The sequence below is a fragment of the Lentzea sp. NPDC058450 genome, from assembly GCF_042721395.1.
GTDB lineage: Bacteria > Actinomycetota > Actinomycetes > Mycobacteriales > Pseudonocardiaceae > Lentzea.
Window position 1 is genome coordinate 235,878 of sequence record NZ_JBHXLO010000009.1, and the last position, 18,888, is coordinate 254,765.

Sequence of the window (18,888 nt, forward strand, 5' to 3'; positions counted from 1 at the left end):
GACGACCTAGAGTGGGCCACATGATCTTCTACTCCGACGAGGAAAGCCGCACGCTGCGCACCGCCGTGTACGGCGCGATGCTGCTGGTTTCCCACGCCGACCCCGGCCCCGTGCTGGAGGAGCGGTTCGCCGGCCTGCGCGCGCTGACGCACCTGTCGCCCGACCTGCGCACCGTGCTGGGCGGCGCCCGCCCGTCCGTGCCCGCCGGGACCGACGAGGAGATCGAGCCGGTCATCCTGGAGGCGCTCCGCTCGTCGATGAAGACGCTGACCGCGAAGTCGCCGGAGGACGCGGCGGACTTCCCGCGCGCGGTGCTCGCGATCTGCCGCGAGGTGGCCGAGGCCGACGGCGTCGTGGTGGACGCCGAGGATGAGATGGTCGCCCGCATCGAGGGCGCGCTCGCTCTCTGAGGACTCGCGGTGGGCCGTTCGGATGAACGGCCCGCAACCCGCTGAAACGCCCCCTTCGCTGCCGCGATCATTCCGGCATGAACGGGTTGTACGACGGCGAGTTCGCCGGCTACAAGATCGCCTCCCCGGCCGAGCTGGACACGGCCTTGCGGGAGGCGGTCGTCGCGGTGGACGCGAACGTGCTGCTCGACCTGTACAGGTTCAGCCCGCGCACGTCGAGCGACCTCATCAACACCTTCAAGAGCCTGGGCGACCGGCTCGTCGTGCCGCACCAGGCGTTGCGCGAGTTCTGGCGGCACCGCCAACGGGCGCAGGGCAGCCCGCGCGGCGCGACGAAGACGGCGACCGACGCGCTCGCCAAGTCAGGCCGCGGGATGACCGACACCCTGACCATCTGGGCCAAGGCCGTGGGCGTCAACCACGGCGATCTCACCCAACTCACGGGCCAGGTGAATGAGCTCGTGAGAGGCCTCCAGGAGAAGCTCCAGCAGTCTCTCGCGCACACCGACGCAGACCGCGTCGGGGACCCGATCCTGGAACAGCTGGAAGAGCTGCTGCGTGGCCGAGTCACCTCGCCGCTCCCAGACGAGGAGCACGCGGAGTGCGTCGCCGAAGCCGGTCGGCGCACCGTTGCGGAGATCCCTCCCGGTTACAAGGACGCGGGCAAGCAGGAGGACGGCTCGGCAGACGGTGGCGCGGGCGACTACCTCGTTTGGTACCAGGCCACCCGCTACGCCCAGGAACATCAGCGCGACCTGCTGATCGTCACCCGTGACGAGAAGGAAGACTGGTGGTGGCGGCAAGGCGCCGAATTCATCGGCCCGCGCCCCGAGCTGGCACTCGAGTACGGCAGCCTGACCGGACGACGGCTGTTCCTCATGCGCCCGACCGACCTGCTCGCGCGCGCGTTCGTGCTGGAGGTGGACGTGGACGAGGACTCGTCTGCGGACGCGGGCCGTCTGTTCCACCTCGCCGAGATCGACAATCAGCAGCCGGCGACGTGGACGCTAGAAGAACTCGCCGTGCTCCTCGTTGAGCTCGACGCGCACGCGCCTGCCCAGGGGGCAGCACTCAGGCTGGCCGCCTCGGGTCCGGTGATTAGGTACGACGAGGTGTCTGAGTTGGGCATCGACCCGACCTACAGCAAGGTAGACAGGTTCACCCGCCCCTACCTCCGCGTAACGGTGACCCTGAAGAATCAGGGCCTCCTACATCCGGCACTTCCATCGATCTTCAGGATCGGCGCCGTGGGCTTCACGGTTCCTGAGGAGGTGCCTGCGTTGCTGCGCACTTTGGCTGCCAACTGAGACCGGTGTCCCACCAGGTGGGTGGTGGGCCGAATGGCGGATGTGCGGGGAAATCGCGGTGCCAGGGTGGATCCCAAGGGGATCGACACTGGGGAGTGTGCCGCCATGGAACTGTCGCGCCGGGAACTGCTGACTCGCACCGGTCAGGCGGCCGCCGTCGCCACCGCCGCGTCCACGGTGACGATCGGCACCGCAGCCGCCGGAGAACCCGGCGAGCGGGTGAAACTGACGCAGGGCACCAACATCTCGGTGTCCCGGTCACGGGACGGGCGGTGGCTCGCCATCGACCTCGTCACGGCCATCTGGGTTTTACCCGCGAACGGTGGGGAAGCGCGCAAGCTCACCGACGAACTGCAGGACGCGACGCTGCCGTCGTTCGGTCCTGGCAACCAGATCGCCTTTCAGTCCTATCGGGACGGTAACTACCACCTGTACGTGATCGGGTTCGACGGGCGCGGGCTCAAGCAGCTCACCCAGGGGAAGTTCGACCACCGCGAGCCCGCGTTCTCGCCTGACGGCAAGCACCTCGCGTTCGTCAGCGACCGGGCCGGCAGCTACGGCGTGCACCTCCTGGAGCTGGCCAGCGGCAAGATCACGCAGCTCACCGGCGTGCCGGACGAAGCCGCCGCACCGCAGTGGTCGGCCGACGGCCAGCGGATCATCTTCACCGTCGGCAACGCGACGGTCGACGCGGTGGCGTTGGACGGCACGCGCGAACGGCTGGCGACCGCACCCACGGGCTGGCAGGTGTTCGGAGCGGCGTTCGGGCCAGGCGGCCAGCCCAGCTACACGCGGATGCGGCCCGGCCAGGCCGAGTTGGTGCTCGGCACGACGGCTGTCGTCACGGGCCAGGACGTCTTCGGGTTCGCGCCGATCTGGGGTGCCTCCGGCGTGCTCTACACCGCGGACGGCCGGATTCGCAGTCTGGTCAACGGTTCCACGAAGGACGTCCCGTTCGAGGCCGTGGTCCCGGTCGTCACCAAGCGCCGTCCGCACCGCGCGCGGAACCTCACCGGGGGAGTGGTCAAGGGCATCGCGAGCCCGGTCGTGTCGAGTGACGGCAGGATCGCGTTCCGGGCGTTGAACGCGCTTTACGTGCTGAACGAAGGCAAGGCCACCAAGCTCACCGACGGCAAGTACTTCGACTCCGACCCGGACTTCTCGCCCGACGGCAAGCAGATCGTCTACGCGAGCGACCGGACCGGCGTCGCCCAGCTGTGGGTCCGCGATCTCGCGTCCGGCAAGGACGAGCTGTTCGCGCCCGCCCCGCACGCGCAGATCACGCCCCGTTTCTCCCCGGACGGCACGAAGGTCGCCTACCTCGACCAGGACGGTCAGGTGTGGGTCGCCGACCGTCAAGGCCGCCGCCAGCTCACGCCGACGTTGTTCCAGCCCGGCCGCCCGACCTGGTCGAAGGACGGCACCGTCGTGGCACTGGCGGCGGTGAAGCCGTTCTCGCGCCGGTTCCGCGAGGGCACCAGCCAGATCCTCAGCGTGGACCTGACCAGCGGCGAGCTGAAGTACACCGAGCCGATGCCGTTCCGGTCCATCGCCACGCGCGGCGACGACGGCCCGGTGTGGTCGCCGGACGGCAAGCTGATCGCGTTCGTCGTGGAGAGCGTCGCATGGGTCGTGCCGGTCGACGCCAAGGGCACCTTCCAGGGCGAAGCGCGGCAGGTCACCCGCGAGGTCACCGACTCGCTGGCGTGGCACGGCAGCGACGCGTTGGTGTACCTCAACAACGGCCGCATCCGTAAGTCCACTCTGGACGGCAGGACCAGCACCATCCGGCACGGCCTCACCTGGCGCAGGCCGAAGGCGCCGGACCGCAGGGTGATCCGCGTCGGCGCCTACTGGGACGGCGAGGCGCACGACCTCAAGCGGAACGTCGACCTCGTCGTCGAGAACGGCAAGGTCGCCGAAATCCGCCCGCACCGAGGCAAAGCCGACGTCGACGCGAGCACGTTGACCGCCATTCCAGGCCTGATCGACGCCCACAACCACTGGCACCTGCGCGGCCGCCAGTGGGGCGCAAGGCAGGGCAACGCCTGGCTCGCCTACGGCATCACGACCGTCCGCTCACCCGGCGACCCGGTCTACCAGATGGTCGAGACCAGGGAGGCGCTCGCGGCCGGAACCCTGACGGGGCCGAGGTTCTACGCCACCGGCGAGGCCGTCGACGGCGGCCGCGTCTACTACAACTTCATGCGCCCCACCCTGAGCAAGGCACAGCTCGACCTGGAACTCCGCCGCGCTCATGAACTCGGCTACGACCTGATCAAGACCTACGTCCGCCTGCCCGTAGAACTGCAACGCGCCGCCGTGCAACGCTCGAAGGTCCCGCTGTCGAGCCACTACCTGTACCCGGCCGCGAACCTCGGCATGGACGGCCAGGAACACGTCGGCGCCACCAACCGCCTCGGCTACTCGCACACGATCACCAGGCAGGGCAAGGCCTACCAGGACGTCGTGGCGCTCTTCACCAGGTCCGGCATGTCCGTCACGCCGACGCTCTTCCAGTCCCGCGCCCTGTACGACAACGACAAGTCGCTCGTCACCGACGAACGTACCCGCGTCCTCTACCCGCCGTGGGAGTACGAACGCTTCGTAGCCGACGCCAACACCCAGGGCACCCCGACGGCCACGTCGTCACGCGCGGTCCTCAAGGGCTGGGTGGAACTGGCGCTGAACGTCCACCGAGGCGGCGGCTTCGTCATCACCGGCACCGACGCCCCGCTGGACAGCCCCGCGACCGCCACCCACCAGAACCTGCGCGCCCTCGTCGAATACGGCTTCACGCCACGGGAAGCGCTCATCACCGCGACCCGCAACCCGGCCAGGTGGCTGGGCCTGCCGCTCGGTGCGATCACCCTGGGCGCGCCGGCCGACATCGCGTTCGTCGAAGGCAACCCGCTCGCCGACATCAAGGCGGCGGCGAACGTCAAACAGGTCCTGGTCGGCGGAGTCCTGCACAGCGTCGCCGACCTGCTCAAGCCCTACCAGCAGCCGGCGCAGAACCTCACGACGTCAGCGGCGCTCGACCCGTTCCCGTCCGCGGCGAACGAGCACTGGTGGCACGAACCGGAGTGGGCCGAGCGCGTCTGCTGCGACCACTAGGCGGAGGGCGCCAGCACGATGTCGAAACGGGAGCGCGTCCACGGCTTGTCGCCGAGCGCCCTCCCGTCCGGCGCCGGCGCCCCGGCCCGCTGCTCCTCGAACCGCTTGACCAGCGACTCCTTCACCCCGAACACCGAGTCGCCGATCTCCAGCTGAGGATCGCCCTCGACGAAGATGTGCGTGACCAGCGTGCGGAAACCGGCGGCCGACACCATGAAGTGCAGGTGCGCGGCCCGCACGGGGGAGCGGTCGACGGCGTCGAGCAACGCGCCGACCGGGCCGTCGTGCGGGATCGGGTACTCCGTCGGCTGCACACCCCAGAAGGCGAACGAGCCGTCGTCGGCGGAGAACAGGTGGCCGCGGCCCGCCACCCGCGAGTCGGTGTACTGGACGTCGTAGAAGCCGTCCTCGTCCGCCTCCCACACCTCGATTCGCGCGCCCGGCACGGGGTTTCCGGCGGTGTCGCGGACGGTTCCCTCGACCCAGCACGGGGTTCCGGCCGCGCCGCCCGCGATGTCGCCGCCGATGCCGACCTGGGGTGACTCGTCGACGAAGAACGGGCCGAAGACCGTTGCCTCCGTGGCATTCCCGTGGGCCTCGTTGTTGACGGCGATGGTCTGCATCGAGGCGCCGAGGACGTCGGAGAGCAGGATGAACTCCTGCCGCTTGTCGTCGGTGATGTGGCCGACGGCGGTGAGGAACTCGATCGCGCGCGTCCACTCCGCCTCGGTCAGGCGGGTCTCGCGGATGAACGCGTGCAGGTGCCTGACCAGCGCCTCCATGAGTTCCTTGAGGCGCGGGTCGGGGGTGCGGGCGAACGAGGCCAGCACGTCCGCGATCAGCTGCTCTTCCACTCGTTGCTGGGCGGTGGTCATGCTCGTGGGGCTCCGTTCTGGGCGGTGGTGAGCAGGGCGACCAGGTCGTCCTCGGTGACCGCGCGGGGGTTCGACGGCGGCACGGACGGCAGGATCAGCGCGGCGGCCTCGCGGACGTCGGGCACGCCGCGCAGCACCGGGGAGGCACCGATCTCGGCGTACAGGTCGAGCAGGCTGCCACCCAACGCGTCGGTGATGCGCTGAGCGACTGAGGGGACCGCAGAACCGTTGAACGCCAGCACGTGCGGCAGGACGGCGGTGTGCGTCTCGGCGTGCGGGAGGTTGTACGCGCCGCCGAGGACGTGGCAGATCTTGTGGTGCAGGCCGGATCCGGCCGACGCGAACGCCACGGCGGCCAGGTAGGCGCCGTAGAGCAGTTGTTCGCCCAGGCTGTTGCGCAGTCCGGTGCTCAGCGCGCGGATGCCTTCCAGTGCCAGCGCCTGGTTGATCGGGTCGGTGCGGGGCGCCCACATCGAGTCGACGCAGTGCGCCAGCGCGTTGCAGCCCGAGGCGACGGCCAGCGCGCGTGGCAGGGACGCGGTGAGCGCGGTGTCGTAGATGACGGTCACGGGCAGCACGCGGTCGTCCGCGCCCGTGGTCTTGCGCGAGGCCTCGGTCAGGCCCCACACGTTCGTCGCCTCGGAACCCGCGTAGGTGGTGGGCACGGCGACGATCGGCAGTCCGGTGGTCAGCGCGATCGCCTTCGCGAGCCCGGTCGTGGAGCCGCCGCCGACGCTCACCAGCAGGTCGGCGCCGGACTTCGCGGCCAGCGCACGCGCCCGTTCGGCGTTCTCGACCGGCACGTGCGGCGCGACGTCCGTGCAGTGCGCGGCCACGTCGATCTTCGCGGTCACCTCCGCCGCCACCGGTTCGCTGGAGATCAGCAGCACCCGACCAGCACCCAGGCGCTCCACCTCGGCGGCCAGGTCGGCGGCCGCCGTGCCGGTGCCGAACCGGACCCGCTGGCCGAGCGTGACGTGCTCGAACTGCCAGGTCATGCGCTCTCCTCCCGGCTCAGCACCGACGTCAGGACGGTCATCAGCTCCGCCTCCGGGTCCGCGGGCAACGAGGCGACCCGCCACGCGACGTGCTTGTCCGGCCGCACCAGCACCGCTCCATCTTCGTCCACACCGGACAGTCGCGACCAGTCGAAGTAGAGGTCGGTGACCTCACGGCCGGGTCCGATGACCACGGTCCGCACCGGCACGCCCAGCCGGTCGGCGGCCTTCTGCGCCGCGTCCGCCCACGCCTCGCCGGTGACCCCGGTCAGCAGCGTGAACTGCCCGTACGGCACCAGGTCGTGCGTGGAGACCTTGCTGCGGCTGTCCCCGACCCAGGCGTGCGGCAGCCGTGCCCCTGGCCAGGTCGACGGCTCGTAGTACAGCTCCGGGTCCCGGGACGGCTCTGCACGAACGGAACCATCGCCCACGACCGCGCTGGACACGTACGACTGACCCATCTCTACGCCATGAGCGTTGAACTCGTAGTTCTTCAGCTCCATGGCCTCCCGCACGGCCGCACGTTTGGCAGCGCCGGCAAGGCTGCTGTCCTTGCGTTCCTCGATCCGCGCCTCCATCTCCGCGGCCGTCTGACCGACGGCGAGCCCCAGAGCGTCGAACAACGCGCCGAACTCGCGCGCGGACTTGTTGGCACGCGTCACGATCTGCCGCGCGACGGGAGCGCGTTCGTCGGAGTAGGTGTCCAGCAACGAGGTTCCGGCCTGGCCGTTCAGCACCAGCGCGAGCTTCCACGCCAGGTTGTAGGAGTCCTGGATCGAGGTGTTGGAGCCGAGGCCGTTCGACGGCGGGTGCTTGTGCACGGCGTCCCCGGCGCAGAACACCCGCCCGCTCTGCAACCGCGTCGCGTACTGCTCGTTGTTTCCCCACAACGAGATCCCGGTGATCTCGGCGTCCAGCGACGGATCGCCGACGAGGTTGCGGACGATCTGCAGGGCGTCGTCCTCACTCACCTCGGGCACGCCCTGGGACAGGTCGAAGCCCCAGACGATCAGCCACTCGTTCCACGGCCGCACCATCCGCACGAGACCGGCGCCGATGCCACCGACGTTCGCGCCGGGCTGGATCACCCAGTACAGCACCGAGGGCCGGTGCCGGCAGAGTTCCGAGAGGTCGGCCTTGAACGTGATGTTCATCGAGCCCGCGATGTCCATCTCGCCCTCGTGGGGAAGGCCCAGGTCGGCGGCCACGGCGGACCGGGCGCCGTCCGCGCCGATCAGGTACTTCGCCCGGATCTCGTACTCGTGCCCGGTCGTCCGGTCGAGCACCCGCACGGTCACGCCGTCCGCGTCCTGCTCGTGCCCCAGGTACTCGGTGCTGAACTGGGTGCGGGTGCCGCGTTCGGTGGCGTTGCGGACCAGGATCGGTTCCAGGTACGTCTGCGGGATGTCGCAGTTCATCGACGGTGACGCGAGCACGTGGTCGGCGTGCCGCGCGGGGTGGGTGCCCCAGGTGAGGATGCGGCCGATCTCCTCGCCGGTGATCGAGGTGCAGAACACCGTGTCACCGATCTGGTCGTGCGGGGTGGCGTCGGCGAGCACCTGGTCCTCGACGCCGACGTCGCGGAGGATCTCCATCGTGCGCTGGTTGGTGATGTGCGCGCGAGGGGTGTTCGCGGTCCACCGGTACTTCGTGATCATGATGTTCGGAACGCCCAGGGTGGACAGGAACAACGCCGCGGAGGCTCCGGCCGGGCCGGACCCCACGATCACCACATCGGTCTCGACGGAGGTCACCATGCCGAGAACGGTGACAGGTCAACTTCCTGGTCGGTGACCCGTGCGCGTCACGTGGCGGAAACAGGCAAAAACTTCAACGCCGCCCGGTCCTGCCGCGGCGTCACGCCGAACCGCGCCCGGTACGTGCGCGAGAAGTGCGCCTGCGACACGAACCCCGTGCGGGCCGCGACCTCGGCCAGCGAGATCGGCTCGGCGAGCTTCAGCCTGGCCGCGTCGAGGCGGGCGTTCAGGATCGCCTGCGGAACGCTCTGCCCCGACCTCGCGAACAACCGGGACAGGTGCCGGTCCGAGTAGCCGATGGCCGCCGCGATCCGGTGCGCGCACAGCTCCGGTTCGTGCAGGTGGGCGGCGATGAACGCGTGCGCGGCGGCCAGGTCGGCACTCGGCGTGCGGGCGCCCAGCACCGAGTCCAGCAGGTCGGCGGCCGTGCTCTCCAGCCCCTCCCAGTCGGCCGGCCCGCGCAACGCCCCCGTCAGCGCGGTGACCAGCGCCGAGGCGTGCGCGTTGTCGCGAAAGCTGAACAGCTGCGGTGTCAGGGGACCTCGTCGCGGCGCCTTCAGCACCAGCTCGGTGAGCCCGGCGGAGAACTCGCGCCGGAACGGCCGGTCGGCGTCCAGCACCAGCGCCTGACCGGGCACGACGAGATCGCTGCCACCCCGGTGCTCGAAGCGGCTCTCCCCGGCGAGCGAGAAGTAGACGACCACGCCGTCGGCGGGGTGCTCGGCGATCTGCCGGACGTCCCGGTCGACGGCGTGCGGCGACCCGGTCACCCGCGCCACCTGCAGCTTCGGCAGCGTCAGGTTCACCTCGGTGCCGTCGAACGGCCGGTCCGCGGTGACCCGCAGGCCGACGAGGGCGCGGGCGTTGTGCTCCTCCCACCCGGTCAGCCTGCGCGCACCGGGCAGGTCGTGCGTCCGGAACCTGGTCAGGCCGGGCGGGTGCACGAGTGCCATCCGTTCACGGTAACCCGTCCGTCACACGCGGAACGAACCTCCGTGTGAGAGGCGGGAGCGACACCGTCGGCTCACCTGGAGACGGCCGTGGACTGGTCCTCCCAGCCCATCACGCCGAAAGCCTCCCCGGCGAGGTGACCCGCGATCGCCGCCGCCGGGTACGCGATCGTGTCCTCCGGCAGCGCGCGCAGCCCGAACCACCCCACCTCGTAACACTTCTCGGGCTCGCGGTTCACCGGCTCCCCGGTCCACCGCCGCGTCTCGAAGTACAGGCTCAGCCGCGCCTCGTGCCAGGAAGCCTTGGCGTGCAACGTGTGCACGTGCCGCAGGTCGGCCGGATCGATCACCACGCCCACCTCCTCGAACGCCTCGCGCGCGGCCGCGTCCACCACGGACTCGCCCGCGTCGAGCTTGCCGGACGGCAGGTGCCACAGGCGGTCGAACTCGGGGTGCACGAGGTCACGGCGCCGGGTGAGCAGCACCTCGCCGTCGCGGACGAGCAGGACGTTGACGTCGATGAAGTGCCGGTCGGCCATGCGCCCCACCGTAAATGATCTGCGAGGGGCCGGGGTTTTGTGACACCGTGTCGTTCTATGTCCACTTTCGCGACCCCTGAAGACATCGCCCACCGCACGCAGGCGGCCGCCGACGCCGCCGTGGCGGCCGGTCGCGAACTCGGCCTCGAGATCACCGAGGGCAAGGTCCTCTACGAACTGTTCTCCGTCGTCGTGCACCTCGCGCCGTCCCCGGTCGTGGCCCGCGTCCCGACCGTCCTGCCGCACACCACCACGCTGGAAAGCCTGGCCAAAAGGCAACAGCAGGAGCTGGACGTCGCGCAGTGGCTGCACGACCAGGGCACCCCGGTGATCCCGCCGAGCCCGCTCGTCGAGCGCAAGCCCGTGCAGCGCGACGGTTTCTCCATCACGTTCTGGCCGTTCACCGACGAGGACAAGTCGAAGGAACCCGACTACGTCAAGAACGCCGAGCTCTCAGCGGACCTGCACAAGGCGCTGCGGACCTACCCCGGCGAGCTCGACTTCCTGGCGTCCGCCGAACCCCGGTTCGTCCGCGAGGGCCTGGAACGCCTGGAGGGCCTCGGCATCGTCAGCCAGGAGGACCTCACCAGGGCGCGCGCCGAGTGGGAGGTCCTGGAGCCGCTCGCGAGTGACGAGGCCGAGTTCCGCAAGCGGTTCCCCGGCATCGACCTGCAGCCCATCCACGGCGACTCGCCGCCCGCGAACATCTTCGCGAGCACGAACGGCCCGTTGTTCTCCGACTTCGAGCTGATCACGTACGGCCCGGTCGAGTGGGACCTCGGCGGCCTCGGCCTCGAGTACAAAGCCGCCTACAACCGGGGCGCCCAGCGCAACGGCCTGCGCGACCTCGACGAGGAGGTGCTCAAGTTCGTCAACGCCATCGGCGCGATCCGCGTGATCGCCTACCTGTCGTGCGCGGACCAGCTGCCCGCCATGGTCGACTTCATGCAGCCGTTCATCGACCAGTGGCGGGACACCGACGTGTACGCGCGGTGACCGCGATCTTCACCACGTCTTTCACCGCTCAGCAGGGCACCTCACGACACCGGCCCCCGCCCCCCATATGCCCGATATGGGGGCGGGGGCCGGCGCCGTGATGCACCCGTCTGAGAGGCGAAACACGCGGCGAAGGTCAGCGCTCACCGCGCTACGCGTGAGCCGCGGCCCGGTCACCGAGCCAGGACACGACTTCCTCGGCGGGCAACGGCTCGCTGAGGAAGTACCCCTGCACCACGTCGCAGCCCGCCTCGGCCAGCGCGGTCCAGGTGTCCTGGTCCTCCACGCCCTCCGCGACGGCCTGCAGCCCGAAGTTGCGGGCCAGCGCCACCAGGGCGTGCACGATCGCCGAGTCGCCGGCGTCGGTGCACATGTGCGTGACGAACGACCGGTCGAGCTTCATCTCGTGCACCCGCATGCTGCGCAGGTACGAGATCGACGAGTAGCCGGTGCCGAAGTCGTCGATCGAGAGCCGCACGCCGAGCTCGGTCAGCCCGCGCAGCACCTCGACCGCGCGGTCCGGGTCCGAGATGATCGCCGACTCGGTGATCTCCAGCGTCAGCAGCCGCGCCGGCAGGCCGTGCCGCTTGATCAGGTCGGCCACGTCGCCGGGGAACTCGGTGTGGTGCAGGCACGCGGCGCCCACGTTCACCGAGACCGGCACCTCCCAGCCCGCGTCCGACCACGACCGGCACTGCCGCAGCGCGGCGTCGATCACGTACCGGGTGAGCGGCTCGATCAGGCCGTTCTCCTCGGCGATCGGGATGAACTCGTCCGGGCGCACCAGGCCGCGCGTCGGGTGCTGCCAGCGGGCCAGCGCCTCGACCCCGCACACCGCGCCCGTGTCGGCCAGCGCCTTCGGCTGGTAGTGCAGGAACAGCTCGCCGCGGTCGATCGCGTGGCGCAGTTCCGTGACGGCGGTCAGGTGCGCGGCGCCGCGTTCGTGCAGGCGTGCGTCGTACACGGCCACACCGGACTTCTCGCGCTTCGCCGCGTACATCGCGATGTCCGCGTGCCGCAGCAGTTCGTGGCCGTCGCCCGAGTCCGACGGGCACAGCGCCACCCCGACGCTGCCCGCTATCTCCAGCTCCAGGCCCTCCAGCGTCACCGGCATCGCCAGCGCCTGCAGGATCTTCTCCGCGACCATGCTCGCGTTCTCCGCCGAGCCGACGCCCGGCAGCAGCACCGCGAACTCGTCGCCGCCCAGCCGTGCCACCAGGTCGGTGTCGCGCACGGCCCACGACAGGCGGTTCGCCACCTGGCGCAGCAGCAGGTCGCCGGTGTGGTGGCCCAGGGAGTCGTTGACCTCCTTGAACCTGTCGAGGTCCACGATCAGCAACGCCAGCGGCTCGTCCTTCTTGCGCGCCGTGTCGACGGCCAGTTCCATCCGCCGCGCGAGCAACGCCCGGTTCGCCAGGCCCGTCAGGGTGTCGTGGTGCGCCTCGTGCTCGTTCTTCGCGGCCTGGCGCAGGATCATCCGGCGCTGGCCGAGCAGCACCACGCCGAACAACGCCACCAGGGCGGCGTCCAGCACGAACACCACGATCTGCGCGATCCGCAGCTGCGCGTTCTTCGCGTCGGCCGTGCGCAGGTACTCGTTGGTGTCGAGGCGCTGGACCCCGATCGTCGAGGAGATCTGCCGCTTGAGCGACGAGTGCGCGAGCGAGGCCTGGTCCGCCTGCAACGGGTCCGTGCCGGCGACGACCTTGCGCAACATGTCCGTGCTCTGGTCGTACAACGACAGCAGGCGGCCGGCCTCCTGTGCGTCGGTCGGCGTGCCGTTGCCGAGCAGCCACTCGAGGTCGGGCCGTGCGGCCCCGATCGAGTTCTGCAGCGGTTGCACCGTCTGCTCGGTCCGCGACAGCTGGATGTCGCTCAACGCGTTGTCGGCGACGTTGATGTGCTCGAGCACGCGGGCCCAGCGCTCGCTGGTCTCGTTGAGCTCACGCACGTGTGCGGTCGTGGCCTGCGCGCTGATGCTGCTCCACAGCGCCAGCCCGGCCAGGACCAGCAGTCCCAACGTCAGCCCCACCGTCGCCACCCGTGCGGTGGCGCGGCCCTCCCAAAAGCTCACCGTGCCTGCTCCAACGGTCGCACCCAGCTCGCCGGATCCTCGACGAAGCTGTCGATCTGAGGCTGGAAGAAATCCTTGCGGGCCTTCTCGGACTCCTGCCGGTGCAGGATCTGGTCCAGGTTCCCGGTGGTGACCGTGAGTCCCGGCGTCTCGATCCAGCCCTGCGGCAGCGGCTCTCCGCCCTTCGCGTGCCGAGCCAGGAGCCAGCCTGCCACAGCGCCCTTGAGGTAGTGCTCCGGCGAGATGGACGCCACCATCGCGCCGTCCCGCACCGCCTGCAACGTTCTCGGGTCGACCCCGAACCCGCCCACCAGCCACCTCGCCGACTTCTCGGTTCTCAGCGCGGCGAGGTTCACGCCGTCGCAGTCGCCGGTACCAACGAACGCGAGGGCGTTCGGATTCGCGGCCACGAGACGTTTCCACGCGTCGCGATTCGCGGCGTCGTCACGTTGCGTGTCGAACGGGCCCAGCACCACTACCCCCGGTAGCTTTTCGGCGAATCGACCCCGGATTCCCTCTGCCCGGTCGTCGAACCCGGCGAGACCCGGCGCGGTGTTTCCCAACACCACCGTTCCGGTCGCGTCCGAGGGCAATCGGCGCATCAACTCGTCAGCCAGCTTTTCGCCCAGTTCGTAGTCGTCGTTACCGATGTGCAGTTTCACGCCGGAACTCGCGGTGAGTCGTGTGTCCACCCCGACCACGGCGACGCGCCGCGAGAGCGCCTCACCGATGGACGGCGCCATCAGCGCCGGTTCCGACGTGGCCACCGCGATTCCGCCTTTCGCGGCGTTCGACAAATCCCGGAACAACGCGACTTCCTTGTGCCCGTCCTGCCCGGGAGGGCCGGTGACCGTCGCGCTGACGCCACCGACGCGGCCGACGCCCTCGTGGAAGCCGCTGGTCATCTCCTGCGCGAACGAGCCGCCGGTGCGCTTGACGACGAAACCCACGTGCGGCAGCGCCTGGGAACCACTGGCGCCGCCACAGCCTGCCACCAGCACCAGACCCAGCACCAGCGCCGCAGCTCGCATGGATGACCTCGGGCTCGTTCGATCCAGGGTTGATTGATCTCCAGAGCGGCTGAGCCTACAACGCTTGGTGCCAAACCGGCATAACGCCTGCCAGAAGCGGCAAGCGCTTTCACGGTGCGGAACCGATCAGGCCGGTTCGTATCCGAGGTTCGGGCGCAGCCACTGTTCGGCTTCCGCGAGCGGCTTGCCGTACCGGTTCGCGTAGTCCTGGACCTGGTCGCGGCCCAGTCGTCCGACGGTGAAGTACTTCGCCTCCGGGTGCTGGAAGATCAGGCCGCTCACACTCGCCGCCGGGTTCATCGCGAACGATTCAGTGAGCCCGATCCCGATTTCCGCCTCCGCGTTCAACAGGTCGAAGAGTTCGCGCTTCACCGTGTGGTCGGGGCACGCCGGGTAGCCGAGCGCCGGGCGGATGCCGCGGAACTTCTCGGCGTGCAGGTCGGCCAGTTCCGGCTGCGCGTCCGGCTCGAACCAGTCGCGCCGCGCGCGCAGGTGGATCCACTCGGCGAACGCCTCGGCCAGCCGGTCTGCCAGCGCTTTCACCATGATGGCGCGGTAGTCGTCGTTCTGGGCCTCGTACTTCGCGGCCAGCTTCTCCGCGCCGAGGATCGTCACCGCGAACCCGCCGATGTGGTCGCCTTCCGGGGCCACGTAGTCGGAGAGGCACCGGTTCGGGCGGGACAACGGCTTCTGCGTCTGCTGACGCAGCATCGGGATGCGCACGCCGTTGTCGAGCAGGATGTCGTCGCCGTCGGAATGCGCGGGCCAGTACCCGTACACGCCCTTCGCCTCGAACAGTTCTCCCGCGATGATTTCGTCCAGCAACGCCGTCGCGTCGTCGAACAGTTCCCGCGCGACCGGGTTTTCCAGGATCGCCGGGAACTTGCCCTTGACCTCCCAGGCGAGGAACAGGAACGTCCAGTCGATGAACTCGCGCAGTTCCGTCAGCGTCGGCGTCATCACGCGAGTTCCGGTGAATTCCGGCGTCGGCGTTTCGGAGAAGTCCACCTTCTCCGAGTTCGCGCGGGCTTCTTCGAGCTTGAGCAGCGGAACCGATTTGCGGTTCTCGTGTTGTTCGCGCAACCGGGCCTGCTCGGCGCGGTTCGAGAGGTTCAGGTCGTGGGCGCGCTTGCCGTCCAGCAGGTCGGAGACGACGCCGACGACCCGGGACGCGTCGAGCACGTGGATGACCGGTTCGTCGTAGACCGGGGCGATCTTCACCGCGTTGTGCTGCTTGGACGTGGTGGCGCCGCCGATCAGCAGCGGCAGCTTCATGCCGCGGCGCTGCATCTCCTCGGCGACCGACACCATCTCGTCCAGCGACGGCGTGATCAGCCCGGACAGGCCGATGACGTCGGCGTGCTCCTTGATGGCCGTGTCGAGGATCTTCGCGGCGGGCACCATCACGCCGAGGTCGATCACCTCGTAGTTGTTGCAGCCCAGCACGACGCCGACGATGTTCTTGCCGATGTCGTGGACGTCGCCCTTGACCGTGGCGAGCACGACCTTGCCGTTGCCGCCCGCGGTTGCCTTCGGTTCGGCGTCCATGAACGGCTCCAGGTACGCGACCGCGCGCTTCATCACGCGGGCGCTCTTCACGACCTGGGGCAGGAACATCTTGCCGGCGCCGAACAGGTCGCCGACGACCTTCATGCCGTCCATCAGCGGGCCCTCGATGACGTCGAGGGGCCTCGGCAGCGCCTGGCGGGCCTCCTCGGTGTCGTCCTCGATGTAGTCGACGACGCCGTGCAGGATCGCGTGCTCCAGGCGCTTGCCGACCGGGGCCTCGCGCCACGACAGGTCGACGACGCGCTTCTGGCCGGGACCCTTGACGGTCTCGGCGTGCGTGACGAGCCGGTCCGTCGCGTCCTCGCGCCGGTTGAAGATGACGTCCTCGACCAGTTCGAGCAGGTCGGCCTTGATGTCCTGGTAGACGACGAGCTGGCCGGCGTTGACGATGCCCATGTCGAGGCCCGCCTTGACGGCGTGGAACAGGAACGCCGAGTGCATGGCCTCGCGGACCACGTCGTTGCCGCGGAAGGAGAACGACAGGTTCGAGATGCCGCCGCTGATGCGGACCCCCGGACATCGCTCCTTGATCCGCGGCAGGGCGTCGATGAACGCCTTGGCGTAGCCGTTGTGCTCCTCGATGCCGGTCGCGACCGCCAGCACGTTCGGGTCGAAGATGATGTCCTCGGCCGGGAAGCCGACCTTCTGCGTGAGCAGGTCGTAGGCGCGGGCGCAGATCTCGACTTTGCGGTCGGTCGAGTCGGCCTGGCCCTGCTCGTCGAACGCCATCACGACGACACCGGCGCCGTAGTCGCGGATCGTGCGGGCCTGCCGCAGGAAAGGCTCCTCGCCCTCCTTGAGGCTGATCGAGTTGACCACGCCCTTGCCCTGCACACAGCGCAGGCCGGCTTCCAGCACGGTCCAGCGGGAGCTGTCGATCATCACAGGGATGCGGGCGATCTCCGGCTCGGTGGCGATGAGGTTGAGGAACGTCGTCATCGCCTGCTCGCCGTCGAGCAGGTCGGCGTCCATGTTGACGTCGAGCAGGTTCGCGCCGCCGCGCACCTGGTCCAGCGCCACCGTGAGGGCGGCGTTGTGGTCGTCGGCCTCGATCAGCCGACGGAACTTGGCGGAGCCCGTGACGTTGGTGCGCTCGCCGATCATGACGAACCCGGTGTCGGGCCCGATCTCGAACGTCTCCAGGCCGCTGTAGCGGGTGGTGTGCTTCGAGTGCGGGAGGGCGCGCTTGGTCTCGTTCTTGACGGCGTCCGCGATGGCCTTGATGTGCGCGGGGGAGGTGCCGCAGCAGCCGCCGACGACGTTGACGATGCCGTTGCCCGCGAAGTCCTTCAGCAGGGCCGCGGTCTCGTCGGGCGTCTGGTCGTACCCGCCGAACGCGTTGGGCAGCCCGGCGTTGGGGTGGCAGGCGACGTAGGTGTCCGCGAGCCGTGCGAGGTCCGTGACGTGCGGCCGCATCTCCTCGGCGCCCAGCGAGCAGTTCACGCCGACGACCAGCGGCTTGGCGTGCGCGATGGAGTCCCAGAACGCCTCGACCGTCTGCCCCGACAGCGTGCGGCCGGACAGGTCGACGATCGTGACCGAGATCCACAGCGGCAGGTCCGGCGCCACCTCGCGGGCGGCGGCGATGGCGGCCTTGCAGTTGAGCGTGTCGAAGATGGTCTCGATCAGCAGCAGGTCGACGCCACCCTCGCGCAGCGCGTCGATCTGCTCGACGTAGGTGGCCTTCACCTGCTCGAACGTGACGGCCCGGAACGCCGGGTCCTCGACCTTGGGGGACAAGCTCAGAGTGACGTTGAGCGGGCCGACCGACCCGGCGACGTACTTGTTCCCGAACTCGTCCGCCGCCTGCCGGGCGAGCCGGGCGCCCGCGAGGTTCATCTCGCGGACCTTGTGCTCCAGCCCGTAGTCGGCCTGGCCGATCGAGGTGGCCGTGAACGTGTTGGTGGTCGTGATGTCGGCGCCGGCTTTCAGGTACTGCCGGTGCACGTCCAGGACCAGGTCCGGCCGGGTGAGGTTCAGCAGGTCCGGGTCGCCGGCGACGTCGGGGACGTGGTCGGCGTACTCGGTGCCGTAGTAGTCGCTCGGAGCGAGCTTGGCCTGCTGGAACATCGTTCCCCAGGCACCGTCCAGCACGGCGATCCGCTGGTCCAGCAAGGACTTGAGTCCACTCACGCGCGCTCCCGAAAAGTCCGGAAGCGCCCTTGTTCGTGGTGGAACGAATCCGAGCGTGGCAGGCTTGCTGGCCCGTTGCAGCGCTTCTCGGTTTCAACTGTCAGAGTACCAATCTGGACCAAACGTCAGGAAACCGTCTCACTCCATAGGATGGTCATCGTGACCGGAAAACGCGCGTTGGTGCTGGGTGGCGGCGGTGTCACCGGAATCGCCTGGGAGACGGGGATTCTGCACGGACTGGCCGAGCAGGGCGTCGACCTGTCGTCGGCCGATCTGTTCGTGGGGACTTCGGCCGGGTCCGTGGTGGCCGCCGAGTTGGCCGGGGGTGGGGTGCTCGCTTCGCTGTACGCGTCTCAGTTGTTGCCGCCGGACGGGGAGATTCCGGCTCGGTTGACGTCCTGGATGGTGCTGCGGTATGCGCTTTCCTATTTGGGGCCTGGGTCTCCGGCTGCCAAGAGGGCTCGGTTGGGGCGGGCTGCTGTGAAGGCCTCTACTCCTTCTGAGGAGTCCCGGCTGGCCGTGTTCGACTCTCGGTTGTCCATCAAGGACTGGCCTTCGCGGGATCTGAAGGTCACGGCTGTGGATGTTGGTAGTGGGGAGTTCGTGGCGTTTGACCGGGACAGTGGGGTGCCGTTGGTTTCTGCGGTGGCTTCCAGTTGTGCGGTGCCGTTGGTGTGGCCGCCGGTGAGTGTTGGAGGGCGGCGGTACATGGACGGTGGGATGCGGTCTGTGGCCAATGTTGATTTGGCTGCTGGGTATGAGCGGGTTGTTGTGGTTGCTCCGTTGACTCGGTCTGCGAATTTGGCTGCTACTCCTGGGGCTCAGGCTGCGAAGCTCGGGGTGCCTTTTGTTGTGGTCAGTCCTGATCGGGCTGCTTTGGGGGCTATTGGGTCCAACTTGTTGGATCCTGCTCGGCGGCGGGCGGCTGCTGAGGCTGGGTTTGCGCAGGCTGGGGCGGTTGTGGAGGCGGTTCGGTCGGTTTGGGGCTGACGGTTCGTCACCTTTGTGCGGGTGGTTGCGTTGGGTGCAGAGACTTTGACGAGCCGGGTCATTTCATCGCCGCTGACGCGTCGATAGAGATTGGGGCTTGACTTCGGGGCCCTTGCGAGGCGCTCATCGGCCGTTAAAAGCC

Annotated in this window: 13 protein-coding genes; 5 read left to right on the forward strand and 8 right to left on the reverse strand. The window is 69.1% G+C overall.

Translation table 11 applies throughout. The features are described 5' to 3' along the window. Positions 1-20: 20 nt before the first annotated feature. From ACFWNN_RS17370 to ACFWNN_RS17380, 3 genes are all read left to right on the forward strand, one after another. On the forward strand, positions 21-410 hold the full coding sequence (locus tag ACFWNN_RS17370; RefSeq protein ID WP_382440923.1) for a hypothetical protein: 390 nt from the start codon (positions 21-23) through the stop codon (positions 408-410). A 77-nt stretch (positions 411-487) separates the two neighbouring features. Further along, a complete protein-coding gene (locus ACFWNN_RS17375) occupies positions 488-1,717 on the forward strand; it encodes a PIN-like domain-containing protein (protein WP_382440924.1) in 1,230 nt (409 codons plus the stop codon). 105 nt (positions 1,718-1,822) lie between these two features. Next, entirely contained in the window at positions 1,823-4,834 is a 3,012-nt protein-coding gene (locus tag ACFWNN_RS17380) for an amidohydrolase family protein (protein WP_382440925.1), read from the forward strand. On the opposite strand, the gene ACFWNN_RS17385 is transcribed toward ACFWNN_RS17380, so the two are convergent. The 5 genes from ACFWNN_RS17385 to ACFWNN_RS17405 form a co-directional block, all read right to left on the reverse strand. Next, positions 4,831-5,709 (reverse strand): dioxygenase, encoded by an 879-nt coding sequence (locus ACFWNN_RS17385; RefSeq protein WP_382440926.1) that lies wholly within the window; start codon positions 5,707-5,709, stop codon positions 4,831-4,833. The genes ACFWNN_RS17380 and ACFWNN_RS17385 overlap by 4 nt on opposite strands. Further along, positions 5,706-6,707 carry a maleylacetate reductase gene (locus ACFWNN_RS17390; RefSeq protein ID WP_382440927.1) on the reverse strand — a complete coding sequence of 334 codons (1,002 nt, stop codon included), beginning with the start codon at positions 6,705-6,707 and terminating at the stop codon, positions 5,706-5,708. The genes ACFWNN_RS17385 and ACFWNN_RS17390 overlap by 4 nt, the downstream gene beginning before the upstream one ends. Beyond that, positions 6,704-8,464, reverse strand: a complete 1,761-nt coding sequence (locus ACFWNN_RS17395) for an FAD-dependent oxidoreductase (RefSeq protein ID WP_382440928.1) — start codon at positions 8,462-8,464, stop codon at positions 6,704-6,706. Before ACFWNN_RS17395 ends, ACFWNN_RS17390 begins: the two co-directional genes overlap by 4 nt. A 47-nt stretch (positions 8,465-8,511) precedes the next feature. Then, on the reverse strand, positions 8,512-9,417 hold the full coding sequence (locus ACFWNN_RS17400; protein ID WP_382440929.1) for an AraC family transcriptional regulator: 906 nt from the start codon (positions 9,415-9,417) through the stop codon (positions 8,512-8,514). A 71-nt stretch (positions 9,418-9,488) separates the two neighbouring features. Beyond that, complete coding sequence (locus ACFWNN_RS17405; RefSeq protein WP_382440930.1) at positions 9,489-9,953, reverse strand: NUDIX domain-containing protein; 465 nt, start codon at positions 9,951-9,953, stop codon at positions 9,489-9,491. Positions 9,954-10,010: 57 nt separating this feature from the next. Between ACFWNN_RS17405 and ACFWNN_RS17410 the strand changes: the two genes are divergently transcribed. After that, the gene (locus ACFWNN_RS17410) at positions 10,011-10,949 is read left to right on the forward strand and encodes a phosphotransferase (RefSeq protein ID WP_382440931.1); all 939 of its coding nucleotides are present in this window, start codon (positions 10,011-10,013) and stop codon (positions 10,947-10,949) included. Between the two features lie 151 nt (positions 10,950-11,100). Here the strand turns inward: ACFWNN_RS17410 and ACFWNN_RS17415 are convergent, their stop codons facing one another. From ACFWNN_RS17415 to metH, 3 genes are all read right to left on the reverse strand, one after another. Continuing rightward, on the reverse strand, positions 11,101-13,023 hold the full coding sequence (locus ACFWNN_RS17415; RefSeq protein WP_382440932.1) for a putative bifunctional diguanylate cyclase/phosphodiesterase: 1,923 nt from the start codon (positions 13,021-13,023) through the stop codon (positions 11,101-11,103). Next, positions 13,020-14,054, reverse strand: a complete 1,035-nt coding sequence (locus ACFWNN_RS17420) for a sugar ABC transporter substrate-binding protein (RefSeq protein ID WP_382440933.1) — start codon at positions 14,052-14,054, stop codon at positions 13,020-13,022. The genes ACFWNN_RS17415 and ACFWNN_RS17420 overlap by 4 nt, the downstream gene beginning before the upstream one ends. Before the next feature lie 126 nt (positions 14,055-14,180). Beyond that, complete coding sequence (metH, locus tag ACFWNN_RS17425; protein ID WP_382440934.1) at positions 14,181-17,756, reverse strand: methionine synthase; 3,576 nt, start codon at positions 17,754-17,756, stop codon at positions 14,181-14,183. A gap of 150 nt (positions 17,757-17,906) precedes the next feature. On the opposite strand from metH, the gene ACFWNN_RS17430 reads away from it, so the two are divergent. Then, the gene (locus ACFWNN_RS17430; protein WP_382440935.1) at positions 17,907-18,746 is read left to right on the forward strand and encodes a patatin-like phospholipase family protein; all 840 of its coding nucleotides are present in this window, start codon (positions 17,907-17,909) and stop codon (positions 18,744-18,746) included. Positions 18,747-18,888 lie beyond the last annotated feature (142 nt).